Consider the following 26233-nt stretch of genomic DNA (forward strand, 5'->3'; position numbering starts at 1 on the left):
CGCTCACGTCATACCGTGGGCGGACGCCGAAGATCCGCCCCTGAGGCGACGACCCGGAGGGCCTCCGAAAAATAGCGTCGAGGCATGACTTCGACCTCCTTCTCCGGGACCGCGCAGCGCGGCGTCCTGCCCGCCGCCTCCGTCCGCGGACTCACCAAGATCTACGGCCACGGCGACACCACCGTGCACGCGCTGCGCTCGGTCGACCTCGACCTCCCGCCCGGCCGCTTCACCGCGATCATGGGCCCGTCGGGCTCGGGCAAGTCGACGCTGATGCACTGCCTCGCGGGCCTCGACCGCCCCACCGAGGGCACCGTCTCGATCGCGGGCACCGAGCTGTCGACCCTCGACGACGACCGCCTCACCCACTTCCGCCGCGACCACCTGGGCTTCGTCTTCCAGGCCTTCAACCTGCTGCCGATGCTGACGGCGCGGCAGAACATCATGCTGCCGTTCGAGCTGGCCGGCCGCCGCCTCGAGCCCGGCACGGCCGAGCGCATCGAGCAGGTGATCGACGTGCTCGGCCTGCGCGACCGCCTCGACCACCGCCCCGGCGAGCTGTCCGGCGGCCAGCAGCAGCGGGTCGCGATCGCCCGCGCCCTCGCCGCGGACGCCGACGTCGTGTTCGCGGACGAGCCCACCGGCAATCTCGACAGCACCGCGTCCTCCGAGGTGCTGGCCTACCTGCGCCGCAGCGTGATCGAGCTGGGCCACACGGTCGTCATGGTCACGCACGAGCTCGACGCCGCGGCCTACGCCGACGACGTGGTCGTGCTGGCCGACGGCCGCGTCCGGGCCCACCTCGTCACCCCGACCCGCGACGCGATCGCGCGCGCCCTCGAGGGCGGTGCCCGATGAGGACGGTCCTGCTCGCCTCGCTGCGCACGCACACGCGTCGCTACGTCTCGGCGCTCGTGGCCGTGTCCATCGCGGTGGCGTTCGTGGTGGTCATCGACGCGATCGGCTCGGGCGCCCGCAGCGGCGTCGCGGCCAGCGTCGAGGCCGCCTACCCGGAGGCCGACCTCGTCGTCGGCGAGGAGTACGGCATCGCCGAGGCCGACCCCGCCAGGGCCCTCGAGGTCGCGGAGCGCCGCGGCGACCGTGCCACGGTGATCGCCTCCCTGTGGACCACGGTCGCGGGGCCGAACGGGTCACTGGGCGACGACGTCCAAGTCGGCACCGTGTCCACCGAGCCCGACCTGCGCTCGCAGGACGTCACCGCGGGTCGCGCCCCGACGGGCGACGGCGAGGCGCTCGTCGCCGAGGACACCGCGAAGACGCACGGTCTCGAGATCGGCGACCGGCTCACGGTGGGCGTGGGGCGCGACACGACCGACGTCGCGATCGTCGGCCTCACGCGCGCCGCCTCCTACCTCGACGCGGACGTCGACATCACGTGGCCGGCGATGGCGGGTCTCGGCATGGCCATTCCCGACGCGGTCGCGTACGACGTGCGCGACGGCGACGTGGCGGGCGCGACCGAGGCGCTGACCGCCGCGGTCGACTCGACCGTGCAGACCCGCGACGACTACGTGGCCGCCCGGATCGTCCTGATGAACCAGGGCGTCGACGTGCTGTCGTACCTGCTGCTCCTCTTCGCGGCGATCGCCGGCTTCGTCGCCGTGCTCGTCATCGCGAACACCTTCACGATCCTGTTCGCCCAGCGCAGCCGTGACTTCGCGCTGCTGCGCTGCGTCGGCGCCACCGGCCGCCAGGTGCTGCGCTCGGTGCGGGTGGAGGCCTTCGTCCTCGCCCTCGCCGGCGGCGTCGCGGGCGTCGTGACCGGAGTCGTCCTGGGCCGAGCTCTCGGCTGGCTGATCCGCGCATGGGCCGGCGAGACCGCGTTCGGCCCGGTCTCGCACTCACCCGTGTGGCTGGGCGCGGCCTTCGCCGGCGGCGTGCTGGCCACGGTCGTCGCCGCCTGGTGGCCGACCCGGTCGGTCGTGCGCGTCAGCCCGCTGGCGGCGCTGCGGCCCTCGGACGAGGTCACCACGCGCACCTCCGCCGGACGCCTCCGGATCGCGCTGGGCCTCGTCGCCGTGGCGGCCGGCTGCGCCGCGCTGGCGCTCGCGATCGCCTCGGGCTCGATGGCACCGCTCCTCGTCGGCGGCATGACGTCCTTCGTGGGCGTGCTGCTGCTCGGTCCGCTGCTCGTGCCCGCGCTGCTGCGCCTGCTCGGCCGGATCGGCCGCACAGGCGGCCCGCTGCGGGTCGCGGCGGCGAACGCCGTGCGCAACCCGCGCCGGAGCGCTGCGACCACGGCGTCACTGCTCGTCGGCGTGACCCTCGCGACCGCGATCCTCTCGGGCATGGCGAGCGCCCGGCAGGCCGTCGACGCCCAGATGGACGGCGAGTATCCCGTGGACATCGCGCTGAGCGGCACCCTCGCCCCCGACGCCGTCCGCGCGGTGGGCCAGGTCGACGGCGTCGAGGAGGTCCGCGCCGTCCATGGTGCCGAGGTCGCCTCGAACGCAGGGCGCCTCACGGTCATCGCGCCCTCGTCCGACGACCGCGCCGTCACGCGTGACCGCGAGGCCACCCGCGTGGCCGACGACGAGATCCTCCTCCCGACCGAGGTGGCACAGGGCTTCGACGAGGGCATCCCCGACGAGCTCACCCTGCGCACGCGCGAGGGCGAGGTCACCCTGGCCACGCGGCTCGTCGGGTCGAAGTGGGGGCGCGCCGCGATCGTGCCTCCCGCGGTCCTGGGCCAGCTGACGACGGATCCGGAGCCCCGCGTGCTGTGGGTCCTGGCCGACGACGGCACGGACGCCGAGGAGCTCGGCGGCACGCTTGGCGCGCTCACCCGTGGCGGCGACGTGCAGGTCGACAACCACCTCCAGGACCAGCAGTGGGTCGCGCAGCAGCTCGACGTGCTGGTGTGGGCGGTGCTGGGCCTGCTCGGCGTCGGCATCCTCATCGCGCTCGTCGGCATCGCGAACACCGTGGGCCTGTCGATCCTCGAGCGCTCGCGCGAGCACGCCCTGATGCGCGCGCTCGGCCTCACCCGCCGCGGCCTGCGCCGCATGCTGGCCGCCGAGGGCATGCTGCTGTCGGTCGTGGCGGCCCTGCTGGGCACGGCGCTGGGCGTGACGTACGCGTGGTTCGGCGTCGAGACCGTGGTGGTGCCGGCGCTGGGCTCGGGTGGCCTCGTCATCCCGTGGGGGCAGCTCGGGGTCGTGCTGGTCGTGGCGGCGCTGGCGGGCCTGGCGGCCTCGACGCTGCCGGCTCGTCGCGGGGCCCGGGTCACCCCGGCCGAGGGCCTGACCCTCGACTGACCGCACCCTCCCCGCCCCCGCCCTTCGGCGAGTGGCGCAGAACGGCCCGCCACTCGCCGAGTGGCGGGCGTTCCTGCGCCACTCGCCGTCAGGCGGAAGGTATTGACGAACTGCCAACAAGGGGGACACTGAACCCATGCCGACACCTGCGGCCCGCACCCGGCTCGCCCCCGACTCCCGGCGCCGGTCGATCCTCGACGCCGCCGCGGTCCTCTACGCCTCGCGGCCCTACGACCAGGCCTCGACCACCGAGCTGGCCCGCGCGGCCGGCGTGACCCGCGGCCTCGTGCACCACTACTTCGGCAGCAAGCGCGCCGTGTTCCTGGCGGTCATGCGCGAGTCGGTGATGATGCCGGAGGGCGCCCTGCCCGAACTCTCGGGACTGCCCTTGGAGGAGCGGGTCGGCCGCACGATCGACTGGATCCTCGACGCCGCGGGCACCTACGGCCAGGCCTGGGTCGCGGCCTCAGGAGCGGCGAACCTGCACGGCCCCTCCGACGTCCAGGCCATCGTCGACGAGGCCGACGACCGCGCCGCGCGGCTCGTGCTCGACGCGCTCGCACTGCCCGACGACCCGATCCTGCGAGCGCGACTGCGACCCGTCGCGGCCTACGTCAAGGCGCTGTGCCGCGAGTGGCTCGAGCACGGCACCCTCGAGCGCGAGGACGTCCACGCCGACGTGTGCGCCGCCGTGCTGCAGGTAGTGTCGCCATGACGTCGATCGGGATCATCGGCACCGGCTTCGGCGGCATCGCGACGGCCGTCGAGCTGCTCACGCACGGCTACGACGACGTGCGGCTGTGGGAGCGCGCCGACGACCTCGGCGGCGTGTGGCGCGACAACACCTACCCGGGCTCGGGCTGCGACGTGCCCGCCCCGCTCTACTCCTTCTCCTTCGCGCCGAGCGACCGCTGGACCCGCCGCTACCCCACGCAGACCGAGATCCTCGCGTACCTGCACCGGGTCGCCGGTCGCTACGACGTCACGCCGCGGTGCCGTTTCGGCGTCCGCGTCGTCGCCGCCCGGTGGCGCGACGACCGGTGGGAGGTCAGGTTCGGCGACGGCACCACCGAGTCCGTCGACGTCCTCGTCAGCGCGGTCGGCCAGCTCTCCGAGCCGAGCGCGCCCGAGGTCGAGGGCTGGGAGTCGTTCGCCGGCCCCGTGCTGCACGCGGGCTCGTGGGATCCGTCCGTCGACCTCGCGGGCCGCCGCGTCGCCGTCGTCGGCACCGGCGCCTCGGCGATCCAGCTCGTGCCCCGCCTGGCCGAGGTCGCCGGCGAGCTCGTCGTGCTCCAGCGCTCGGCCCAGCACGTGCTGCCGAAGCTCGACGGCGCATACCCGACCTGGTACCGCGACCTCGCCGCGCGCGAGCGGCGCCCGATCGACTGGATCACCCAGCAGTTCTCGCGCGGGCTCGACCCGTCCTCGGCGGTGGCCCGGCTGATCGACCGGATCGCGACCACCCACCGACGCGTGCAGGTGCGGGACCCCGGGTTGCGCCGCGACCTCACCCCGCGGCACCAGGTGGGCTGCAAGCGGATCCTGTTCTCCAACGACTACTACCCGGCGCTCTCGCGTGAGCACGTTCGCCTCGTCCCGCACGAGATGACCGAGGTCCGCCCCGACGCCGTCCGCACCGCCGACGGCACGTGGCACGCGGTCGACGCGATCTGCTTCGCGACGGGATTCGACACCCAGGAGTTCCTGCGTGGGATCGAGGTCACCGGCCCGGGCGGCGACCTGCACGAGGTCTGGTCGGGCGGTGCCCGCGCCCACCTCGGCATCCACGTGCCGGGCTTCCCCAACCTCTTCCTGGCCTACGGACCGAACACGAACCTCGGCGGCGGCTCGATCATCACGATGCTCGAGGCGCAGGCCCGTCACGTGCGCGCCGTCCTCGACCGGGCGCGCGACCGCGGCGCGACCCGGGTGGAGGCGCGGCCCGAGGCCGAGCAGCGCTGGGACGACCGCGTGCAGCACGAGCTCGCGCACTCGGCGTGGGCGTCCTGCACCAGCTGGTACCGCCACCCCGAGACCGGCCGGATCACCTCGAACTGGCCCGGCGGCACGCACGCCTACGAGCGGGTCGTCGCGCAGGTCCGCGACGACGACTTCGCCTGGGCGTGAGGCCCCTCACCCGGCCGCGATCGCCTTGATCCGGCCCGGGACAATGGGGCCATGTCCCCCCGCCGCCTGTTCCGCACCGTCGCCGTCGCCGAGGCCGTCACCTGGGCCCTGCTGCTGTTCGGCATGTTCCTCAAGTACGTCACCGAGACGACCGAGCTGGGGGTGCGGATCGGCGGCATGCTGCACGGGTTCGTGTTCGTGGCCTACCTCGTCACCGCGGTCGTCGTCGCGATCGACGCGCAGTGGAGCCTGAAGCGCACGGCGCTGGGCCTGCTGGCCGCGATCCCGCCGTTCTTCACGATCTGGTTCGACCTCGCCAGCGAGCGTCAGGGCGCGCTGCCCGAGCGCTGGCGCCTCGCCACCTCCGAGCCCACGGGCGCGCTCGACCGCCTCGTCGCGTGGCTCGTGCGCAAGCCCCTCCAGGGCCTGGCCGTCGGCGTCGTCGCCGTGGTCGCCCTCACCGGCGCCGCCCTCGTGGTCGGCCCGCCCACCAGCTGACGTCCCCCGCAGACGACGAAGGATGATGCATTCAGGCCCCTCAGCGGGGCCGAATGCATCATCCTTCGTCGTTCGGGCTCAGGTCAGCGCGCGCGTGATCGGGTCGATCGCGAAGTAGATGACGAACAGCACGGCGATGATCCACAGCAGCAGGTGGACCTCGCGGATCTTGCCCATCACGACCTTCAGCACGACGTAGGCCAGGAAGCCCGCGCCGATGCCGGCGGTGATCGAGTACGTGAACGGCATGAACGCGATCGTCAGGAAGGCCGGGATCGCGATCTCGGGGCTCTTCCAGTCGATCTCGGTGACCTGGGTCATCATCAGGAAGCCCACGAGCACGAGCGCGGCCACGGCGGCCTCGTTCGGGATGACCGTCACCACCGGCGTGAAGATGGTGGCGAGCAGGAAGCACAGGCCCGTGACGACGCTGGCCAGGCCCGTGCGGGCGCCGTCGGCGACACCGGCCGTGGACTCGACGTAGGACGTGTTGCTCGAGACGCCGGCGGCACCGCCGACCGCGGCGGCGACCGAGTCGACGATGAGGATGCGCTGCGAGCCCTCGGGCGCGCCGTCCTCGTCGTTCAGGCCGGCCTCGGCGCCGACGGCCGTCATCGTGCCCATCGTGTCGAAGAAGTCGGCCAGCATCAGGGTGAAGACCAGCAGCACGGCCGCGACCACGCCGACGCGCTCGAACGAGCCGAAGAGGTTGAACTCGCCGAGCAGCGACAGGTCGGGCTTCTCGAAGATCTTGTCGGGCCACGCCGGGACGTTGAGGTTCCAGCCCTTCGACGTCGGGTCGCCGTTCGAGGCAGGCGTGTCGGTGATCGCCTGCACGACGATCGCCAGGATCGTGGTGGCGGCGATGCCGATGAGGATGGCGCCGGGCACGCCGCGCGTGTGCAGGCTGATCATCAGCAGCAGGCCGAGGCAGAACACCAGCACGGGCCAGCCCGAGAGCTCGCCGCCGATGCCCATGCCGATGGGCGGCGCCGCGTTGCCCGTGGCGCGCACGAAGCCCGCGTCGATCAGGCCGATGAGCGTCAGGAACAGGCCGATGCCGACCGCGATGGCGGTCTTGAGCTGGCCCGGGACCGCGTCGAACACGGCCTTGCGGAAGCCGGTGAGCACGAGGACGAGGATCACGATGCCCTCGAGCACGACCAGGCCCATCGCGTCGGCCCACGTCATCTGCGTGGCCACCGAGAACGCGACGAAGGCGTTCAGGCCCAGACCCGTCGCCAGCGCGATCGGGAAGTTCGCCACGACGCCCATGAGGATGGTCAGGACGCCGGCCACCAGCGCGGTGCACGCCGCGATGGTGACGAAGCCCGACCCCGCCACGGAGCCGCCGCCGAGGTAGTTGCCGTCGGCGTCCGCGACGCCGCTCAGGATGATGGGGTTGAGGACGATGATGTAGGCCATCGTCAGGAAGGTCACGACACCGCCGCGAACCTCCTGGCCGATCGATGAGCCACGCTGAGAGACCTTGAAGAACCGGTCGATGGAAGTCACCACGGACGGCCATTCTGCCAAGCGTCCGTAGGGCTGGGCACGGCGGGCTCTTCGCGGGCTCTCAGGAAACGGACAGGTAGGCTCGGCAGACTTGCCCGGCGAGCCTCTCCGACGAAATGAGAACCATGCGGAACCTGAAGACCCTGCCCGTCGTCCTGCTGCTGTCCGCGGTGACCCTCGCGGCCTGCGGCTCCGGCGACGACGACGAGAAGTCGAGCCAGGAGAACTGCACCGACTACTCCTCCGGCGCCACGAGCGACGCCGTGAAGGTCTCGGGCGAGTTCGGCGAGACGGGCCCGAAGGCCACGTTCACGGCCCCGCTCACGGCGAAGGCCGACGAGCTGCAGCGCACCGTGGTCGACGACGGCAAGGGCGACGACACCGCCGAGGGCGACCAGGTCGAGGCCGTCATCAGCGTCTTCAACGGCCGCACGGGCAAGCAGGCCCTCAGCGAGGCCGCCACGCTGACGGTGGGCGACGAGAACACCTTCGAGGCGTTCCGCGCCGGCATCGAGTGCGTCCCCACCGGCTCGCGCGTCGTCACGTCCGTCCTGGCGTCCGACGTCTACGGCGCCGAGGGCTACGCCGACCTCGACATCAAGGCCACCGACTCGCTCGTCATCGTCACCGACGTCGTCGACGTCCGCGAGGAGGTCAAGGCCAAGGCGTGGGAGAAGGACGTCCCCGAGGTCTCGCTGAAGGGCGACGAGCCCACCGTGACCCTGCCGAAGACCGACCCGCCGAAGGACGTGCTCTACAAGGTCCTCGAGAAGGGCGACGGCGACACCGTCAAGGCCGGCGACTCCATCACCGTCAACTACCAGGGCCGCACCTGGGAGGACGACGGCAAGATCTTCCAGCAGACGTTCGGCGAGGACGGCCAGCCCGCGCAGCTGTCCACCGACCAGGTCGTGCAGGGCTTCAAGGCCGGCGTCGTGGGCCGCAAGGTCGGCGACACCGTGCTGATCAACATCCCGGCCGAGTACGGCTACGGCACCGAGGCCTCCGAGGGCAACGAGCTCGGCGGCAAGACGCTGCTGTTCATCGTCGAGATCGTCTCGATCGACTCCTGACCGTCAGAGCGCGCCCTCGGGCGCGGTGACCGTGCGACCGGCGTCGCGGTGGACCTCCGCCGCGGCGCCGATCCGCTCCAGCAGCGCGGACCACCACGCCTCGTCGCGCTCGGTGCGGGCCTCGTCCCACGTGTCGCCCTGCCCGTCGAGTCCCTCACGCAGGATCTCGAGGTGCCCGGCGTGCTGCGCGGTCTCCGAGACCAGGTGCACGAGCAGCCGCTCGAAGGTGGTCGACGGCTCGGACCACCACGGCACCGTGACGGGCGCGTCGGGCGCGAGCGCGGCGGCGGCCCGCTCGGTGTGCTCGCCCACGGCCACGTAGAGATCGATCACGTCCTGCGCCGACTCGTCCGCGGTCAGCCAGAGGTCGGAGTTGTCCTCCTCCCCCGTCGTGGTCTCCCACGGCGTGCCGAGGTCGCTGGGGAAGCTGGCGCACGACGCGACGTACTCCAGCTCGACGATCGCCAGGTGCTTGACCAGACCCAGCAGGTTGGTGCCCGTGGGCGTCAGCGGCCGGCGCGCGTCGTACTCGTCGACCCCGTGCACGGCACGCAGCACGGCACGGTGACCGCGCCGCAGGTACTCGAGGCTGATCGCGTTGGCGGTCACCGGACGGTCCGCCACTGGGGGTCGCGGCCCAGGAAGCCCATCAGTCGCGTCACCCCGTCGCTGTCGGGCGGCACCGGGACCGCGGGGCCGTACTGGCCCGAGTCGCGCAGGATCTGCTCGTGCAGGCTCATCCCCTGGAGCAGGTGCTCGCACTCCTCGGGGTCGAGGCCCGACGGGACGCCGGCCGACTCGGCGAGGTCCCACGTGTGCATGAGCACGTCGGTCGTGTAGAGCCGGTCGACGACACCGCCGAGCGGCTCGGTGCCCAGGTGCGGGTGCGTGAAGTCCGCCTCCGCCGCCTCCGACGCGAGCAGCTCCTGGATCTCGGCCGCGTGCGCCTGCCACGTGCCGGCGGGGTCCTCCCCGTCGACCGGACTCCGCAGCTCCACGCCGCCCGAGGCGAGGAAGCCCTGCGACCACGTCACGAGGTGCTCGACGACGTCGCGCGCCCGCCACTCGGGCACGGGCGTCGGCGCGTCCCAGTCGTCCACGCGGTCGACGGCGGCGGTGAAGCCCTCCACGATGCGCGCGTGGCGCTCGGCGAGGGGCTGCGAGGGTGCGGACACGGGTCCTCCTGCGGTGGACGGCACGGGGCTCCAGTCGACCGGCCGGACCCCGGCGGCGTCAAGGGTCGGTGGCGGGCCTGCGGGTTGTCGGAACCCTGCCGAGCACGAGACGGTGGCACGGTGACCGCACTGCACGACCTCGACGCCCACGACCTCGCCGCGACCATCGCCTCGGGCGAGGTCTCGTGCGTCGAGGTCACCCGCCACTTCCTCGACCGGGCCCAGAGCGACCACCTCGGCGCCTTCGTGACCCTGACCCCCGAGCGCGCGCTCGCCCGCGCGGCCGAGCTCGACGCCCTCGAGGAGCGCCCGCCGTTCGCCGGCGTGCCGACGGCCTTCAAGGACCTCACGGCGACCGAGGGGGTCCGCACGACGATGGGGTCGCGGCTCATGGCCGACCAGGTGCCCGACCACTCGGCGGACCTCGTCGAGCTCGTCGAGGACGCCGGCTTCATCAGTCTCGGCAAGACGAACACCCCGGAGTTCGGCCTCAGCTCCTACACCGACAACGACGTCGTCGGCCCGACCGGCACGCCCGCCGACCCGTCGCGGAACGCGGGCGGCTCGAGCGGTGGCGCGGCCGCGGCGGTCGGGGCGCGCCTGCTCCCCCTCGCGCCCGGCAGCGACGGCGGCGGCTCCATCCGGATCCCGGCGTCGTGCTGCGGGATCCTCGGCTTCAAGCCGTCGCGCGGTCGCGTGGGCGCCGGCCCCGACTCCCCCACGTGGAACGGCCTGGCCACCGATGGCGTCCTGGCCCGCTCGGTGCGCGACGTGGCCGCCGTGCTCGACCTCCTCGCCCGGCCGGTGCCCGGCTCGTCGCGGGTCTGGCCGGCACCGGCCGTGCCGTTCGCCGAGGAGGTGCGGCGCGAGACCGGACGGCTGTGCATCGCGACCTGGACCGACCCGTACCTCGACTTCGCCGAGGCCTCCCCCGGCTCGGTGGCGGCGGTCGCCGCGGCGCGCGAGGCACTCGCCTCCCTCGGGCACGAGGTGGTGGAGATCGCCAACCCCTGGCCGGCCGAGCTGGAGCCGCAGTTCAACGTGGTCTGGTCCGCCGGCATGGCGTCGGTGCCGCTGCCGCCCGAGGCGATCGGCAGCCTGCGTCCGACGACCCGCTACTGGTACGAGCGGGGTGGCCAGGCCTCGGCGCCGGCGCTGGCCGGGGCGCTGAGCTTCCTCGAGCTGACGACCGCGCGGGTCAACGCGTCACTGGCCTCGTTCGACCTGTTCCTCACGCCCACGCTGGCCCTGCCGCCGCAGCCGCACGCGTGGTTCACCGAGTCGGGCGACCCGGCCGAGGACCACCGGCGCGAGCTGCTCTTCACGCCCTACACGGCGCTCATGAACATGAGCGGCCAGCCGGCCGCGAGCGTGCCCGGCTTCGAGCACGAGGGCCTCCCGGTCGGCGTCATGCTCGCCGGGCACGTGGGCGCCGACGCCCTCGTCCTCCGCGCGTCCCGAGATCTGCTCCGGATTCCACCTTTCAAGGGGGCTGAAAGGTAGAAAACGGAGCGAATCTCGGCCGAGGGCGGTCAGTCGCGGGCGGTCATGACGATCGGGTCGCCGTCGGTGATCGCGATGGTGTGCTCGCTGTGGGCGCCGCGGGAGCCGTCGGCGCTGCGGATGGTCCAGCCGTCGTCGTCCATGCGGATCTCGTCGGTGGCCGCCAGCAGCCACGGCTCGATCGCGATCACGAGGCCGGGCTTGAGCGGGAAGCCGCGGCCGGCGGTGCCGTCGTTGGAGATGTGGGGGTCGCCGTGCATCGTGCGGCCCACGCCGTGCCCGCCGAACTGGGTGTTGACCGAGTAGCCGTACTCGCGCGCGGTCTCGCCGATCGTGGCGCTGATGTCGCCGATCTTGTTGCCGGGACGGGCCACCTCGATGGCGCGGGCGAGGGCGACCTCGGTGGCCTCGATCAGGCGCAGGTCCTCGTCGCGCGGCGTGCCCACCACGACGCTGAGGGCGGAGTCGCACACCCAGCCGTCGACGCTGACCGCGAAGTCGAAGCTGACCAGGTCGCCGTCGCGCAGCTTGTACTTGTGGGGCAGCCCGTGCAGCACCGCGTCGTTGACGCTCGTGCACAGCACCTTGCCGAACGGACCCCGCCCGAACGAGGGCGCGTAGTCGATGTAGCAGGACTCCGCGCCGCGGTCCTTGATCATGCGGTGCGCGAGGGCGTCGAGCTCGATGAGGTCGACGCCGACGTCGGCCGTCTCGGCCAGCGTGGTCAGGACCTCGGCGACGAAGCGACCGGCGGGCCGCATGTCGTCGAGTTGAGTGGGGCTCAGGAGCTCGATCGCCATGCGGCCAGCCTACGGAATCGCGTCAGCGGCGGACCTTCAAGGTGGCCGTGTACGTGCCGCCGACGACACCGGGGGCGAAGAAGCTCGCCGTGCGCTGGGACGAGCCCTTGGCCTTGCGGACCTTCCAGTTCCAGCTGGCCGTCACCCGGCCCTGGTCGGCGGGGATGAGCGCGTCGAGCTGGGCGATCAGCTCGGAGAACCGGCGAGGACCGTCCTCGTCGTCACCGAAGCCCGGGCACCAGATCTCGCCGTCCTCGTCGATCTCGCAGTCCTCGAGCGACGGCTGGGCCCGCGCGGCGAAGGCGACCTTCACGCGACCGGCGGCGTTCTTGCCGATCGCGAACTTGCGGCCGGGGCCGGTGAGCGTGCCCTGCGGACGGCCGTTCACGTACTGGCGGTACACCGGGCGCACCGTGATGCCGGTGCCGCGCCGCACCGAGCTGCCGTGCAGCTTGACCCACGCGCGGCCGTTCCAGCGCTCCGCGCCGGCGTAGCGGTAGTCGATGGCCTTCGCGCTGCGCAGCGTCAGGTGCGAGGTGATCGACGTGATCGTCACGTCGGCCAGGTCGGTGCCGAGCAGGCTCGCGACGTCGTTGCCGAGGTGGCCCGCGAGCTCGTCGGCGAGCATCTCGCGGTCGGCGTACACCTGGACGTTCGCCAGGCTGCCCGTGCGCCCGCCGCGCAGCTTGTAGTTGATCCGCCACACGTGGCGGGCCGTGCCGATGCCGTAGTTGTCGAGCAGGTCCAGCGCGGCGTAGGACGGTGCGTAGGCCGCGGCGAAGGGCGCCATGTCGCGGTTGACGGCGGTGCCGGCATAGGTGGCGATCCGCTTGCCCTTGGCGTCGTAGACGTAGGTGGTGACGGGGAAGCCCTCGATGACGCCGAGCTGTCCGCGGATCGCGCCGTAGCCGTCGTGCGTGATGGTGCCGATCTGCTGACCGATGCGCGAGACCTGCTTGTACGAGCCGACGAGGCCCGTGGCGTCGGGGACGACCAGGGCCGTCGAGGCGTTGTGGATCGACAGCGAGGTCTCGCCGGCGAAGTCCATCGGGTGACCGAAGGCCCACACGGTCGAGCCGCAGATCGCGGTGACGGTGCCGACGCCGCCGGAGAACAGGTCTCCGGTGGAGTAGCCGACCGCGATGTTGCCGCCGGGGACCAGGGGCTCGGCCATGCGGGTCGGGGCGGCGACCGAGGCGAAGCCTCCGGCGCGGGCGGCGCGGGCGGTGGCCGAGCCGCCGGGCACGCGCTTGAGGGTGCGGTTGGCGAGCGCGTTGGCCTTGGCGCCGCCGGCGACGACCTTGCGGGTCTTCAGCAGCGGCAGCGACGTGCCGGCGAGACGCTTCTCGGTGGCCGCGGAGGCGCCCGAGAGCGACGAGCGGGTGACCGACACGCGCGCCGGACCGAGACGGTCGACGCCCGACTTCTTCATGTAGTCGGCCGGGGTGACGCCGGCGATCGGGATGTTGTCGAAGTTCAGGCCGTAGGCGACGGCGCCGATCAGGCGACCGTCCTGCGTGTAGACCGGCGAGCCCGACATGCCCGACCAGATGCCCGCCCGGGGGTTGCCGGTGTCGATGCCGGCGCCCGAGAGCTCGAACAGCAGCATGTCGACGCCCTGGCCCAGCGCGTTCTCCAGGTGACCGACGTACTCACCGGTGAACTCGACGGGCTGCGTGCCCTTGACGACCGTGAGGCCGGTGACCGGCTCACCCTCGGCGAACGTGGTGACCTCGTCCTGCGTGACCATCGGCTGACTGCCGTCGGAGCAGAAGGCCTCGGTCGCTGCCGCGGCGGGCGTGGCGGGGGCGACCAGAGCGGTCGCGGCCACGCCGCTGAGTGCGGCGGCGGACAGCCAGCGCAGGATGGGACGGTTCATCGAGTACCCCCGAGAGTCGGACATGAGTCACCGGATCGTACCCGGTGAGCCCCGCCTCTCGGGGGCGTTACGCGAATCAGCCTCCGAGCGACGTCCGGAACCGCTGCATCCCGGACAGCCAGTGGTCGGTGTCCTGCGCCTTGCGGGCGTACATCGTGCCGACCGACTCGTGCGGGAGCGCGAGAAAGCGGCCCTCGTCGATGGCCTCGAGCAGCACCCGTGCGGCCTCCTGGGGCGCGAGGGTCTCGCCGGCGGCCGCGACGGAGCCGTGGGCCAGTCGCGCGTCGGGCTCGGTGGCGGTCTCACCGGCCTCGGCCATCGGCGTCGCGACGCCCATCGGGCACAGCGCGGCCACCTGGACGCCCCGGTCGCCGTACGTCGCGGCGAGCCACTCGGCGAAGCCGACCGCGGCGCGCTTGGACACCGAGTAGGTCGGCGAGCCGAGCTGGGTCAGCAGGCCCGCGGCGGACGCGGTGACCGCGAAGACGCCGGGCGTCTCCACGCTCCACCGCGGCACGAGCGCCCGGGCGGCGCGCACGTGCGCCATGACGTTGACGTCGAGCGAGAGCGACCAGTCGAACTCGTCGGCCTCGAGGCCGAAGCCGCGGAAGATGCCGGCGTTGGCGACGAAGACGTCGACCCCGCCGAGCTCGGCGTCGGCCTGCTCGATCAGCGCCGCGACGCCCGCCTCGGAGGCGACGTCACCGGCGAACCACGGCTGGCCGAGCCGCTCGCCGGCCTCGGACACGCGCTGCTCGTCGAGGTCGGCCAGCAGCACGCGGTCACCGCGCTCGACGAGCGCCTCCGCGATCGCCAGGCCGATGCCGCCCGCAGCACCGGTGACGACACACCTGCGCGCGCTCATCGGGCTGCCGCCTCGAAGGAGCAACGGTAGGACGACAGCCCGATTCGAAGCACTGAATCGTTCACTCGCTGGCGCTCGCTCATCGCAGACCCTGACGCTTGAGCTCGGCCTTGGCGAGCGAGTTCTTGTGGACCTCGTCCGGGCCGTCGGCGAACCGCAGCGTGCGGATGCCGGCGTACATCTCGGCCAGCGGGAAGTCCTGGCTCAGGCCGCCGCCGCCGTGCGTCTGGATGGCCTTGTCGAGGATCCACTGCACCGTGCGGGGCGTGGCGATCTTGATCGCCTGGATCTCGGTGTGCGCTCCCTTGTTGCCCACCGTGTCCATCAGCCACGCGGTCTTGAGCACCAGCAGGCGCAGCTGCTCGAGGCGCACGCGCGACTCGGCGATCCAGTCGCGGATCACGCCCTGGTCGGCGAGCGGCTTGCCGAACGCGGTGCGGTCCTGCGCGCGCTGGCACATGAGCTCGATCGCGCGCTCGGCGATGCCGATCGACCGCATGCAGTGGTGGATGCGGCCGGGCCCCAGGCGCGCCTGGGCGATCGCGAAGCCGTCACCCTCGCCCGCGATGAGGTTCGAGACCGGGACGCGCACGTCGGTGAACCGCAGCTCGGCGTGGCCGCCGTGGTCGCGGTCGTGGTAGCCGAACACGTGCATGCCGCGGACGATCTCGAGGCCGGGGGTGTCCCGCGGCACGAGGATCTGCGACTGCTGGCGGTGCCGCGCGGCCGTGGGGTCGGTCTTGCCCATGACGATGAAGACCTTGGCGTTCGGGTTCATCGCGCCGGTGATCCACCACTTGCGGCCGTTGATGACGTACTCGTCGCCGTCGCGCACGATGGAGGTCTCGATGTTCGTCGCGTCGCTCGAGGCCACGTCGGGCTCGGTCATCGCGAACGCCGAGCGGATCTCGCCGGCCAGCAGCGGCTCGAGCCACTGCCGCTTCTGCTCCTCGGTGCCGAACTCGTTCAGCACCTCCATGTTGCCGGTGTCCGGAGCGGCGCAGTTCGTCGCCGGCGGGGCCAGCTGGATGCTGCGGCCCTGGATCTCGGCCAGCGGCGCGTACTGGAGGTTGGTCAGGCCGGCGCCGCCCTCACCGGGCAGGAACAGGTTCCACAGGCCTCGCTTCTTCGCCTCCGTCTTGAGGTCCTCGACGACCGGCGGGATGGACCAGTCGTCGTTCCGGTAGTTGGCCTCGATCTGCTCGTGGGCGAGCGGCTCGGCCGGGTGGACGACCTCGTCCATGAAGGACTGCATCTGCGCGATGAGGTCCTGGGTCCTCTCGTCGAAGGCGAAGTGCATGGCTCAGGCCTCGGCCATCACGTAGACGACCTCGGCGATGCACGCCGGCTTCTCGACGCCCTCGATCTCGACGACGACGCTGACGATGGCCTGCGTGCCGATCGCGATGTCCTGCGTCTCCTTGAGGGTGGCCGTGGCGCGCACCTTCGAGTCGACCGGCACGGGGTGCGGGAAGCGCACCTTGTTCGCGCCGTAGTTGACGCCCATGACGACGCTCTTGACCGAGTAGATCTGCTCGGTGAAGACCGGCAGCAGGCTCAGGGTGAGGTAGCCGTGGGCGATCGGCTTGCCGAACGGGCCCTTGGCGGCGGCGTCGGGATCGACGTGGATCCACTGGTGGTCGCCGGTGGCGTCGGCGAAGAGGTTGATCTTGTCCTGGGTCACGGTGACCCACTCGCTGGTGCCCAGCTCCTGGCCGGCGGCGGCCTTGAAGTCGGCGAGGGTCTCGAACTCACGGGTCATCGGGGTCTCCTGGATCACTAAGCGCTTGCTTAGCCAGCACCGTATCGTGCGTCCTCGGTCACGGGCAACGGGACCGGCGGCCTCGCGCGTCCGGGTATCGGCGACTCGATTGTCCGGCGGCCGCCCAGGTGTGACACTCAGTTGCATGAACGCCCCCGCCGGCCCGCCGCGCCGCGAGCGCCCCGAGCTGCGGCCGACGCCCCAGCTGCGGCCGCTGCGACTCGTGGCGAGCCTGCTGACGGTCGTCCTCGTCGTGGGCCTGGGGTGGGCCGCCTGGACCTACATCGGCACCAACGTCGTCGCGAAGCAGCGTCAGGGCGAGATGGCCGTCGCGCTGGCCGACGACTGGAAGGGCAACCGCGAGGGCGACGCCACCCGCGACGAGATCCGGATGGGCCAGGTGTTCGCGGTGCTGCGCGTGCCGCGCCTGGGCGAGGACTTCGAGGTCCCCGTGGTCGCGGGCATCGACGACACCGCGCTGACCTCGGGCGTGGGCTGGTTCACCGACACGCAGCGTCCCGGCCAGCCGGGCAACTTCGCCGTGGCCGGCCACCGCGTGACGAACGGCCAGCCGTTCAAGGACTTCCCCGACCTGCGCGCCGGCGACCTCGTCGAGGTGGAGACCCGCACGCACGTCTACACCTACGAGCTGCGCAACTCCGGCACGGACACGATCGTCGACTTCACCGACATCTGGGTCGTCCAGCCCGTGCCGGAGAAGGCCAAGGAGTCCACGACCCAGAAGTCCCCGGCCCGTCCCACCGAGTCGCTGCTCACCCTCACGACGTGCTCGGAGATCTTCCACACCGACAACCGCTCGGTGGTCTTCGGCGAGCTGGTCAGCACCAAGCACGTCTGACCCGCGCGTGTCCCGAGATTTGCTCCATTTTCCACGTCTCAGACGGGCTGAAACGTAGAAATAGGAGCAAATCTCGGGGCGGGCGGTCAGCTGGTGGTGAGGTCGTCCACGAGCCAGTCGCCGTCGACCTTCTTCATCGAGATGACGACCGAGAGGGCCGCGGGCGAGCCGGGCTTGCCGGCGATCGTGCGGTTCTGGTCGACGAACGCGAGCAGGCGCACCTTCGAGGTCGAGCACTCTTGACCGCACTCGAGCGCCGCGATCGTGCGGACGGTGGCGGTGACGTCGATCTGGCGCTGCTGCGCCGTGGAGACCAGCTGGGGCGTCAGCTCGGAGTACTGGTCGGCGAACGACTCGGTCATCACCTCGGTGGCCTCGTCGAGGTCGTCGGCGATCGTGGCGTGGCGGTAGCCGAGCATGCGCGGGATCGCGTCGGTGGCCGCGGCGGCGGCGTCGTCGCGGGCGTCCTGCTGGTCCTGGGCCGACGCCTCGGCGCGCTGCACGACGAGGACGGACACGAGCGCGAAGACGACCGCCACGACGGCGACGGCGATCAGCACGGTGCGGGTGGACGGACGGGTCATCGGCCCTCCTCCTGCGACTCGGGCGCCTCGGTGGGCGCGGTCTCGACCGCGACGTTGGCGAAGTTGTCGACGAGCCACGTGTCGCCCTCGCGGACGAGCGAGACGCGCCAGCGCAGGCGGGGCTGGCCGTACTGCACGCTCTCGGGCTCGGTCGTGACCGTGATCGCTGCCAGCGCCTCGGCACTGTCGCCGTCGATGCTGTCGATCGCGACCTGCTCGACCTTGCCCTTCGAGACGATCTCCGTCTCGGCGAACCGCGAGAGCAGGTCCTGCGTGGAGAGCTCGAACTGCTCGGCGAGGTCGTCGGTGAGCAGGGGCGTGACCTTCTCGACGTAGGGGTCGAGGTCGGCCACGTCGTAGGTGTTGATCGAGGTCGCGAACCGCTCGGTGGCGGCACGGACGTCCTGGCGTGCCGACGTGTCGGCCGACGCCGGGACCTGCGGACCTCGCGCCAGCAGCCATGCACCCGCCGCCGCGGCGACGAGGGCGACCACCACGAGCGCCGCCGTCAGGAGGCGACCGCGACTCACCGGGCGACCGCCGGACCGAGCATCATCCACTTCCAGGACTCCTCACCGAGATCGAGGGCCTGCGGGATCGTCGCGGCCTCGTCGTTCGACGCGAGCGTCCGCGTCGCCACATCGTACGTGCCCAGCACCGTGCCGGCGCCGGATGGCGCGGAGGACGAGGACGACGTGGCGCCCCCTCCCCCGGACTTGCCGCCGCGCGGCGTGACCTTCGAGCAGGTCCACGAGCGGTCCCACTTCTCGACCGTGCGGTCGTAGGGCGTGCGCTGGCGCGAGTCGGGCTTGTATCCCGCCAGGCAGGGCACGTTCGCCGGCTGCAGCGACAGGCTCAGCCGCGCCGCGTACTGCCCGGTGCGCGAGTCCTTCGTGATGATCGAGTACGCGCTCTCGATGCCGTACGGCGCGATCACCAGCACGCCGCGGACGCCGTCGAGCCGGGTCGCCACCACCTTGTTCACGGTGATGGCGTCGTCGAGCAGCGCGGCGATGTCGTCGGCGTTCTCGTCGATCAGGGCCCGCAGCGACTTCGCGGCCGGGGCACCGGAGTCGATCACGGTGCGCAGGTCGGCGTCCGAGCTGCGGACCGCCGAGGTGAGCCGGCTCAGGTTCCGCGCGAACGCCCGGATGTCGCTCTGCGAGTCCACCTGCGTGCGCAGCACCGTGTTCGAGCTGCGGATCAGGGCGGCGGTGACCTCGTACTTCTGGTCGGCCTCGGTGATGAACGAGCTGGAGGTGTCGATGATCGTGCTGAGGTCCTGCGACGATCCCTCGAACGCCGTGCCCAGCTCGGTGATCACCGTGCTGAGGTCGTCGGCGTCCACCGACGACAGCAGCGAGCTGACGTTGGTGAGCAGCGTGCGGGTGTCGATCGGCACCTGCGTGCGCTCGCGCGCGATCACGTCGTCGTTCTCGAGGAAGGGGCCGCGGTCGGTGCGGGGCTGGAAGTCGAGGAACTGCTCGCCCACGGCCGAGCGGTTGGCCACGACGACGTCGGAGTCGGCGGGGATCTCGGGCGCGTCGCCGTCGATCCGGACCTCGACCTTCACGCCGTCGCCGTCGAGCCACATGTCGGTGACGCGGCCGACGCTGACGCCGCGGTAGGTGACGTCGGCGGTGGTGAAGATGCCACCGGACTCGGCCATCTGCACCGTGACCTTGTAGCCGCTGCCGAAGAGACGGTCGACGTGCGCGTAGTTGGCGCCGATGTAGGTCAGCAGCACGAGGGTGCCGGCGAGGAAGAGCGCGAGCTGCACGCGCACCTTGCGGGTGATCACGGCGCCACCACCGACTTCGCCAGCACGCCCGACACGTCGTCCTCGCGCAGGGCGTCCTTGAGCGCCTGTCGCTCGGCGTCGGTCATCAGTCCGACCGTCGTCGAGAAGTCGGTGTTGAAGTCCAGCGACACGTTGAGGAAGTCGCCCATCTGGTAGCTCTTCGCCTCCTGCGGCGTCTCGCCGAGCAGCGAGTCCGGGAACGGGAAGGTGGGCAGCACCTCAAGCGAGGTGATGAGCGCGTCGCCGGCCGAGCCGAGGTTGTCCAGGATCGGCGCGAGGGCGCGCAGGTCGGCGGTGACCGCGGTCTTGCTCTTGACGATCACGTCGGTCCCCACGGCACCGAGCTCGGACAGCGCGTCGAGCATCTTCACGAGGTTGGCCCGCTGCTGGTTGACGGTGGTGAGCGCGGCGGGGAGGTCGTCGAGCGCGGCGTCGATCGCCTGCTTCTGCTCGTTGGTGGTCTTCGCCAGCCGGTCGATCTGCTCGATCGCGGCCACGATGTCCTCGCGCGAGTCGTCGGCGACCTCGAGGAACTCGTCGAGGCGGCGGACGAGCGTGCGCATGTCCGACTCTCGGCCCTTGAACGCGGTGCCGAGCTCACGGCTGATGACCTGCGCCTTGCCGAGCGCGCCACCGTTGAGCACGAGCGAGACCGACGCCAGCACGGCCTCGATCTCGGGCGCGTTGCCCGTGCGCGCGAGCGGGATCAGGTCGCCGTCGCCGAGACGTCCGACCTCGCCGCCGCCCTCCTCCGGGGGCGCGAGGGACACGAACTTCTCGCCGAGGATCGAGGTCTGGCGGATCGACGCGACGGCCTGGTCGGGCAGCACGACGTCGCCGTTGACCTTGATCGTGACCTTCGCCTTCCAGTCGTCGAGCTCCACCTTCGTGACGCGGCCGACGGACACGTCGTTGACCTTGACGGCGCTCTGCGGGACGAGGTCGAGCACGTCGGCGAACTCGATCGTGACCGAGTAGGGGTCGTCGCCGAGGTCGGCGCCGCCCGGCAGCGGCAGGTCGCCGACGCTGGACACGCAGCCCGAGACGAGGGCCAGCGAGCCCACGACGCCCACGAGGGCGGCTCGGGTCCGGATCGTGCGCATCACGCCACCCCCATCAGGTAGGAGAGGGACTCCTCGGTGGAGGATCCGGCCGGCGGCGCCTGCGCGGCGGGCGCGGCGTCGGCGTCGCTGCCCACGGCCTTCGCCCGGTCGGCGAGGAAGCCGACGAGCTCGCCCACGGCGTCGCACGCCTCCTTGTACTTGGCGTTCTCCTGGGTGCTCAACGAGCAGTAGGCCGCCACGTAGAAGCTCTCGGTGAGGACGGTCATCCCGCGCGAGGTGGAGCCCTTGATCGAGCCGCGGGCGTCGAGGGTGCCCGTGGTGGGGTTGTAGGCCATCGCGAGGTTCGACAGCGCCTTCGGACCCTGCTCGAGGATCTTCGCCAGGTCCTTGCGCTGCTCGGCGAGGTTCTTCGTCACGTCGCTGAGACCGGAGACGTTGCGGCGCAGCACGCTGCGGTTCTCCTCCACGTAGCCCTGGACCTGCTGCAGGGCGCCGGCCAGCTCGCGCACGGCGAGCTGGAGGTCGTCGCCCTCGGCGGCCAGGATGCCCGAGACGTCCTCGAGGCTGGAGTTGAAGCGGCGCACGCTGGAGTCGTTGGCCTCGAGTGCCGAGACGAACCGCTCGATCTGCTCGATCGAGGTGAAGAACTCGTCCTTCGTCCCGTCGACTGTGGTGCCCAGCTTCGCCAGCGCCTCGATGCTCTCGCGGATCTCGGCGCCCTTGCCGTCGAGGCTGTCGGCCGTGCTGGAGACGAGCTCGCTGACGGCGCCGTCCTCGTTCAGCCCGTCGGGGCCGAGCGTCGTGGCGACGTCGTTCAGCGCAGCGAAGGTCTCGTCGAGCTCGGTGGGCGTGCCCGTGCGCGACTGGTCGAGATGCGCGCCGTCGCGCAGCGTGGGGCCGCCGGTGTAGGCCGGGGCCAATTGGACGAACCGGTCGCCGACCACCGACGGGGACACGATGAGCGCCTTCGCGTCGGCGGGCACGTCGTACTCGGCGTCCCACGCGATCCGCGCCCGCACGGTCTGGCCGCGCGGCGTGATCTTCTCGACCGTGCCCACGTCGACGCCCAGGATGCGCACCTTGGACCCCTCGTAGAGCGACACCGTGCGGTCGAAGTCGACCGTGACGGTGTTCGTGCCCGACCGCGTCACCGCGGCGACGGCGGCCACGCCGACCAGGACGAGGCACAGCAGGGCCGCTCCGATCGCGATGGCGGGGCGGGACAGCCCGCCGAGACGCTCGCTCATCACAGTCCTCCCGGGACGCCGAGGATGCTCAGCAGGTTGTAGATGTACGAGTCCAGCCACGGGCCGTTCGAGCCGTTGTTGGCGACCATCGCGTAGTAGGCGGGCAGCTGGTCGATCGCGGCGTCGATGTTCTTCTCGTTCTTCCTCAGGACGTCGACCACCCCGGCCAGCCGCGTGAGCGCGGGCTTGAGGTCGCCGCGGGTGTCGGTGACGAGCGTCTCGATCTCGTTGGACATGCGCGTCACGTTGACGAGCACGGCGTGGATCGCGTCGCGGCGGCTGCTCAGCGCGTCGAACAGCACCGAGCCGTCCTCGAACAGCTTGACGAACTCGGTGTTCCGGTCGGCGAGCACCGCGGAGATGCCGTCGACGTTCTTCAGCAGGGTCTCGAGCTCCTCGTCGCGCTTGGCCAGCGTGTTCGACAGGGCCGTGACACCGGTGACGGCACTGCGGAACTCCTCCGGCGTCTTGGACGCGACGTCGTTGATCGTCTCGAGAGCCTGCTTCAGCTGCTCCTGGTCGACCTCCTGCGTGGTCTCGGTGAGGCCCGAGAACGCCTGGACGATGTCGTAGGGCGCCTTCGTCCGCGACGCCGGGATGACGGCGCCCTTCGCGAGCGTGCCGGAGCCGTCGGGCTCGAGGCTGACGTACATCGTGCCGAGCAGCGACTTGATGCGGATCGAGGCGCCGGTCTGCGTGCCGAGGCGGTCGCGGTCGGACTTCACGCGGAAGACCACGCGCACCTTGTCGCCGTGCAGCTCCAGGTCGGAGACCTCGCCGACGCGCACGCCGGCGAGGCGGACGTCGTCGCCCTTCTTGAGGCCGCCGACCTCGGTGAACTCGGCGGCGTACTTCGCACCGCCGCCGACGATCGGCAGGCTCGCGGCCTGGCTGGCGCCGAACAGCATCGCGGCGATGATCGCCAGCGAGATCGCACCCACGATGACGGGGTTGCGCTCGCGGATCGGCTTCATGTCCCTCAGCGGCATCGACTCACCCCCGCTCCGGTCACGGTGACGCGCTTCGTCGTCTTGAACGGCTGCGTCTGCTCCCAGCCCGGCACCCCGTTCAACGACGGCACCTTTCCGTTGACCCCGATGTCGCAGACGAAGAAGTTGAAGAACGAGCCGTACTGGCCGGTGCGGCCGATCCGGTCGATCTTGATCGGCAGGATCTGCAGCGTGCGGTCGAGGTCGCGGCGCGCCTGCTTCGTGCCGATCTTCGAGGTGAGCTGGCGCAGCTCCTTGATGTCGGCGGTGATCGCGGGTCCCGTGTCCTCGAGCAGCCCGGCGGTCTCGCCGGTGAGCACCGAGATGTCGTCGAGCGAGCCGGTGAGCACGTCGCGGTCGTCCTTGAGGCCGGTGATGAGCTGCTGGAGGGTGGAGATCGCCGAGGACAGCTCGGTGTCGCGCTCGTTGAACGAGGTCAGCACGACCGTGAGGTTCTCGATGACCGACCCGATCAGCTCGTCGCGGTCGGCGAGGCTCTGCGTCAGCGAGGCGGTGTGCGACAGCAGCGACTCCACGGTGCCGCTCTCGCCCTGGAACACCTGGATGAGCTCGTAGGCGAGCTGGTTGGTGTCCTCCGGCGACAGCGCCTCGAACAGCGGCTTGAATCCGCCGAACAGGTCGGTCAGGTCGAGCGCGGGCGTGGTGCGGTCGAGCCCGATCGTCTCGCCCTCCTTCAGCCGGCCGGGCGCGCCGTCGGCGCCCTCGCTCAGGGAGATGTAGCGCTGGCCGATCATGTTGCGGTACCTCAGCGCCGCCTGGGTGGACTGGGTCAGGTCGATGTCGGAGTCGACGCTGAACGTGACCTCGGCGCTGGAGCCGGAGTGCACCTTGACCTCCGAGACGTTGCCCACGCGCACACCGGCGATGCGCACGTCGTCGCCCTTCACGAGACTCGTCACGTCGCTGAACACCGCCTTGTAGGTCACGGTGCGCTCGAACGACGTGTTGCCGATCACCGCGACGAGCAGGGCGGTCATCACGCCGGTGACGACGAGGAAGGCCATCAGCTTCGCGAACGCCGAGGCCGTCTGGCGGTCCATGCCGGTGCGGGCCATCAGAGCGTCACCTCCGCTCCACGCAGGACGGGGCCGAACAGCGGCTGGGCCACGTCGGGGACCTCGGAGGGGTCGACGCCCAGCGCGGTGGCCACGATCGCGTCGATCTGCTCGGCCTCGACGTCGGTGCCGGCGGGGCTGGCCACCGCGGGATCGACGAGCGGCGAGCGCTTGCCGAGGTCGCCGTCGATGCCGAACTGCTCGAGGAGTGTGTCGCTCATGCCGGGTGCGGGACGCTTCGCCGTGTAGGCGGTGCGCGGCAGCGTGGCGCAGCTGGGCGCGAGCGCGCCGGACTTCCCGGCGGCGGGCAGCCGGTAGGCGTCGTCGCCGTCGTAGTCGCGGGACGAGCGCGGCGCGAACTCGATCGAGGCGTGCGCGCGGTGGTTGCGGAACGCGCCGTCGATCGCGGGCTTGAGGCGGTCGATGCCCTTGAGGACGCACTCGAGCGTGGGCGAGTACTGCGCCAGCAGCTCGAGCGTGGGCTGGGAGTCGCGCGAGAGGGTGATGAAGTCGTCGCCCGACCGCTCGGCGAGCTTCTCGGCCGAGGTCGCGAACGCAGCGGTCTCGACGAAGAGGGTCTGGAGCTGGGCCCGCCGGGCCGTGAGCGTGTTACCCGTGACCACCGCGTTGCGCAGCGTGGTGCCGATCTCGGGCATGACGTCGGCGTAGGCCTTCGCGGTGTCGCCGAGCAGCGTGACGTCCTCGACGAACTTCGGCGCGAGCGGCGTGATCTTCTGCAGGTAGCCCGACAGCGTCTCGAGGGTCTCGCCGACCTTCTCGCCCTGGCCCGACAGCGCGTCGGACAGCGCGGTGAGGACGTAGGAGAGGTCCTCGGGGTTGAGCGCCGTCAGCAGCGGGTCGAGGTCGGCCAGCAGCGTCTCGACCTCGGACGGCAGCGCGGCCTGGGCGATCTCGTCGCCGGCCTGGATGGGGGTGCCGGCGGACTGCGCCACGGGCTGGAGGTCGATGAACTTCTCGCCGAACAGGGTCTTGGGCACGACGAACGCCTGCACGTCGGACGGGATGACCTGCTGCTGGTCGGCGTCGAGGCGCAGGTGGATGACGGCCTGCCCCTCCTCGGAGGTGATGTCGTCGACCCGGCCGACAATGACGCCGCGCAGCTTGACGTCGGCGTTGGGGTTGAGCTGCAGGCCGACGCCGTTGCTGCGGATCAGGACGGGGATGTCGGACGAGAACGCCTTCGTGAACACCGCGTAGGTCAGCAGCACCGAGCCGACGAGGAGGGCGACCATGGCGACGCCCAGGCCGCGGACGACGGCGGGGCGGTCGAGGGTGGCCAGGCGCGCCATCAGCCGGCCAGCCTGACGGTCGTGGTGGTGCCCCAGATGGCCATCGACATCATGAGGTCGGCGACGTTGATGACGACGATCGAGGTGCGCACCGCGCGGCCCACGGCCACGCCGACGCCCACCGGGCCGCCGCTGGCGTAGTAGCCGTAGTAGCAGTGGATGAGGATGACGAGCACGGCGAACACGAGCACCTTGAAGAACGACCAGAGGACGTCCTCGGGTGGCAGGAACAGGTCGAAGTAGTGGTCGTACGTGCCACTGCTCTGCCCGTAGATCGCCGTGATGGTGAGCCGCGTGGCGATGTACGACGACATCAGGCCCACCATGTAGAGCGGGATGATCGCGATCATGCCGGCCAGCACGCGCGTCGTGACCAGGTACGGCAGCGACGGGATCGCCATGACCTCGAGCGCGTCGACCTCCTCGGAGATCCGCATCGCGCCGAGCTGGGCCGTGAACCCGCAGCCGACCGTGGCGGCCAGCGCGATGCCGGCCACGAGCGGCGCGATCTCGCGGGTGTTGAAGTAGGCCGAGAAGAACCCCGCGAACGCGCTGGTGCCCAGCTGCTCGAGGGCGCTGTGGCCCTGCATGCCGACCTCGACGCCGGTGAAGAACGACATCGTGAAGATGACGCCGACGGTGCCGCCGATGACGGCGAGCGAGCCGCGGCCGAACGTGACCTCGGACAGCAGCCGCAGGATCTCGCGCGGGTACCGCGTGATGACGCGCGGCATCCACGCGATCGTGCGCAGGTAGAACGCGAGCTGGAGGCCGAGGTCGTCGAGGATCCCCAGCGGGCGGCGCACGGCGGTCGTCAGGTTCGCCACG

The 26233-nt window shown here is 71.5% G+C and carries 25 protein-coding genes; 8 read left to right on the top strand and 17 right to left on the bottom strand.

Translation table 11 applies throughout. From position 1 onward, the window contains the following. Positions 1 to 84: 84 nt before the first annotated feature. The 5 genes from ACK99Q_RS02775 to ACK99Q_RS02795 all read left to right on the top strand — a co-directional run bounded on the left by ACK99Q_RS02775 (position 85) and on the right by ACK99Q_RS02795 (position 5903). On the top strand, positions 85 to 858 hold the full coding sequence (locus ACK99Q_RS02775; RefSeq protein ID WP_410184715.1) for an ABC transporter ATP-binding protein: 774 nt from the start codon (positions 85 to 87) through the stop codon (positions 856 to 858). Further along, a complete protein-coding gene (locus tag ACK99Q_RS02780) occupies positions 855 to 3278 on the top strand; it encodes an ABC transporter permease (RefSeq protein WP_410184716.1) in 2424 nt (807 codons plus the stop codon). Before ACK99Q_RS02775 ends, ACK99Q_RS02780 begins: the two co-directional genes overlap by 4 nt. Before the next feature lie 136 nt (positions 3279 to 3414). After that, a complete protein-coding gene (locus ACK99Q_RS02785; RefSeq protein WP_410184717.1) occupies positions 3415 to 3993 on the top strand; it encodes a TetR/AcrR family transcriptional regulator in 579 nt (192 codons plus the stop codon). Continuing rightward, positions 3990 to 5405, top strand: a complete 1416-nt coding sequence (locus tag ACK99Q_RS02790) for a flavin-containing monooxygenase (protein ID WP_410184718.1) — start codon at positions 3990 to 3992, stop codon at positions 5403 to 5405. Before ACK99Q_RS02785 ends, ACK99Q_RS02790 begins: the two co-directional genes overlap by 4 nt. Before the next feature lie 51 nt (positions 5406 to 5456). Further along, positions 5457 to 5903 carry a DUF3817 domain-containing protein gene (locus tag ACK99Q_RS02795; RefSeq protein ID WP_410184719.1) on the top strand — a complete coding sequence of 149 codons (447 nt, stop codon included), beginning with the start codon at positions 5457 to 5459 and terminating at the stop codon, positions 5901 to 5903. A 78-nt stretch (positions 5904 to 5981) separates the two neighbouring features. Here ACK99Q_RS02795 and ACK99Q_RS02800 read toward each other — a convergent pair whose 3' ends face one another. After that, entirely contained in the window at positions 5982 to 7421 is a 1440-nt protein-coding gene (locus ACK99Q_RS02800) for an NCS2 family permease (protein WP_410184720.1), read from the bottom strand. Between the two features lie 122 nt (positions 7422 to 7543). Here ACK99Q_RS02800 and ACK99Q_RS02805 point away from each other — a divergent pair, with 122 nt between their 5' ends. Continuing rightward, on the top strand, positions 7544 to 8491 hold the full coding sequence (locus ACK99Q_RS02805; protein ID WP_410184721.1) for an FKBP-type peptidyl-prolyl cis-trans isomerase: 948 nt from the start codon (positions 7544 to 7546) through the stop codon (positions 8489 to 8491). 3 nt (positions 8492 to 8494) lie between these two features. On the opposite strand, the gene ACK99Q_RS02810 is transcribed toward ACK99Q_RS02805, so the two are convergent. Continuing rightward, complete coding sequence (locus tag ACK99Q_RS02810) at positions 8495 to 9100, bottom strand: DUF664 domain-containing protein (RefSeq protein WP_410184722.1); 606 nt, start codon at positions 9098 to 9100, stop codon at positions 8495 to 8497. Further along, a complete protein-coding gene (locus ACK99Q_RS02815) occupies positions 9097 to 9666 on the bottom strand; it encodes a TIGR03086 family metal-binding protein (RefSeq protein WP_410184723.1) in 570 nt (189 codons plus the stop codon). The genes ACK99Q_RS02810 and ACK99Q_RS02815 overlap by 4 nt, the downstream gene beginning before the upstream one ends. Before the next feature lie 120 nt (positions 9667 to 9786). Here ACK99Q_RS02815 and ACK99Q_RS02820 point away from each other — a divergent pair, with 120 nt between their 5' ends. After that, positions 9787 to 11169, top strand: a complete 1383-nt coding sequence (locus tag ACK99Q_RS02820) for an amidase (protein WP_410184724.1) — start codon at positions 9787 to 9789, stop codon at positions 11167 to 11169. A gap of 29 nt (positions 11170 to 11198) precedes the next feature. Here the strand turns inward: ACK99Q_RS02820 and map are convergent, their stop codons facing one another. The 5 genes from map to ACK99Q_RS02845 all read right to left on the bottom strand — a co-directional run bounded on the left by map (position 11199) and on the right by ACK99Q_RS02845 (position 16475). Further along, the gene (gene map, locus ACK99Q_RS02825) at positions 11199 to 11969 is read right to left on the bottom strand and encodes a type I methionyl aminopeptidase (protein ID WP_410184725.1); all 771 of its coding nucleotides are present in this window, start codon (positions 11967 to 11969) and stop codon (positions 11199 to 11201) included. Between the two features lie 22 nt (positions 11970 to 11991). After that, positions 11992 to 13848, bottom strand: a complete 1857-nt coding sequence (locus ACK99Q_RS02830) for a hypothetical protein (RefSeq protein WP_410184726.1) — start codon at positions 13846 to 13848, stop codon at positions 11992 to 11994. Between the two features lie 76 nt (positions 13849 to 13924). Next, complete coding sequence (locus ACK99Q_RS02835; RefSeq protein WP_410184727.1) at positions 13925 to 14713, bottom strand: SDR family oxidoreductase; 789 nt, start codon at positions 14711 to 14713, stop codon at positions 13925 to 13927. A gap of 79 nt (positions 14714 to 14792) precedes the next feature. Beyond that, complete coding sequence (locus ACK99Q_RS02840) at positions 14793 to 16013, bottom strand: acyl-CoA dehydrogenase family protein (RefSeq protein ID WP_410184728.1); 1221 nt, start codon at positions 16011 to 16013, stop codon at positions 14793 to 14795. A gap of 3 nt (positions 16014 to 16016) precedes the next feature. Continuing rightward, the gene (locus ACK99Q_RS02845) at positions 16017 to 16475 is read right to left on the bottom strand and encodes a MaoC family dehydratase (RefSeq protein WP_269305024.1); all 459 of its coding nucleotides are present in this window, start codon (positions 16473 to 16475) and stop codon (positions 16017 to 16019) included. A 145-nt stretch (positions 16476 to 16620) separates the two neighbouring features. Here ACK99Q_RS02845 and ACK99Q_RS02850 point away from each other — a divergent pair, with 145 nt between their 5' ends. Beyond that, on the top strand, positions 16621 to 17334 hold the full coding sequence (locus ACK99Q_RS02850; RefSeq protein WP_410184729.1) for a class E sortase: 714 nt from the start codon (positions 16621 to 16623) through the stop codon (positions 17332 to 17334). Positions 17335 to 17420: 86 nt separating this feature from the next. Here ACK99Q_RS02850 and ACK99Q_RS02855 read toward each other — a convergent pair whose 3' ends face one another. From ACK99Q_RS02855 to ACK99Q_RS02895, 9 genes are read right to left on the bottom strand one after another with little or no spacing between them, the layout of a single operon-like run. Next, positions 17421 to 17918 carry a hypothetical protein gene (locus ACK99Q_RS02855; RefSeq protein ID WP_410184730.1) on the bottom strand — a complete coding sequence of 166 codons (498 nt, stop codon included), beginning with the start codon at positions 17916 to 17918 and terminating at the stop codon, positions 17421 to 17423. Then, entirely contained in the window at positions 17915 to 18448 is a 534-nt protein-coding gene (locus ACK99Q_RS02860; protein WP_410184731.1) for a hypothetical protein, read from the bottom strand. Before ACK99Q_RS02860 ends, ACK99Q_RS02855 begins: the two co-directional genes overlap by 4 nt. Further along, positions 18445 to 19719, bottom strand: coding sequence for an MCE family protein (locus ACK99Q_RS02865; RefSeq protein WP_410184732.1), 1275 nt, complete (start codon positions 19717 to 19719; stop codon positions 18445 to 18447). Before ACK99Q_RS02865 ends, ACK99Q_RS02860 begins: the two co-directional genes overlap by 4 nt. Beyond that, positions 19716 to 20822, bottom strand: a complete 1107-nt coding sequence (locus ACK99Q_RS02870) for an MCE family protein (RefSeq protein ID WP_410184733.1) — start codon at positions 20820 to 20822, stop codon at positions 19716 to 19718. Before ACK99Q_RS02870 ends, ACK99Q_RS02865 begins: the two co-directional genes overlap by 4 nt. Further along, the gene (locus ACK99Q_RS02875) at positions 20822 to 22030 is read right to left on the bottom strand and encodes an MCE family protein (protein WP_410184734.1); all 1209 of its coding nucleotides are present in this window, start codon (positions 22028 to 22030) and stop codon (positions 20822 to 20824) included. The genes ACK99Q_RS02870 and ACK99Q_RS02875 overlap by 1 nt, the downstream gene beginning before the upstream one ends. Continuing rightward, positions 22030 to 23019: an MCE family protein gene (locus tag ACK99Q_RS02880; RefSeq protein ID WP_410184735.1), complete on the bottom strand. Its 990-nt coding sequence runs from the start codon at positions 23017 to 23019 to the stop codon at positions 22030 to 22032. The genes ACK99Q_RS02875 and ACK99Q_RS02880 overlap by 1 nt, the downstream gene beginning before the upstream one ends. Beyond that, a complete protein-coding gene (locus ACK99Q_RS02885; RefSeq protein WP_410184736.1) occupies positions 23010 to 24095 on the bottom strand; it encodes an MCE family protein in 1086 nt (361 codons plus the stop codon). The genes ACK99Q_RS02880 and ACK99Q_RS02885 overlap by 10 nt, the downstream gene beginning before the upstream one ends. Then, positions 24095 to 25405, bottom strand: coding sequence for an MCE family protein (locus ACK99Q_RS02890; protein ID WP_410184737.1), 1311 nt, complete (start codon positions 25403 to 25405; stop codon positions 24095 to 24097). Before ACK99Q_RS02890 ends, ACK99Q_RS02885 begins: the two co-directional genes overlap by 1 nt. Then, the gene (locus ACK99Q_RS02895; RefSeq protein WP_410184738.1) at positions 25405 to 26232 is read right to left on the bottom strand and encodes an MlaE family ABC transporter permease; all 828 of its coding nucleotides are present in this window, start codon (positions 26230 to 26232) and stop codon (positions 25405 to 25407) included. The genes ACK99Q_RS02890 and ACK99Q_RS02895 overlap by 1 nt, the downstream gene beginning before the upstream one ends. Position 26233 lies beyond the last annotated feature (1 nt).

Source organism: Aeromicrobium sp. MLTX1 (assembly GCF_046452335.1).
In the GTDB taxonomy this organism is placed as follows: domain Bacteria; phylum Actinomycetota; class Actinomycetes; order Propionibacteriales; family Nocardioidaceae; genus Aeromicrobium.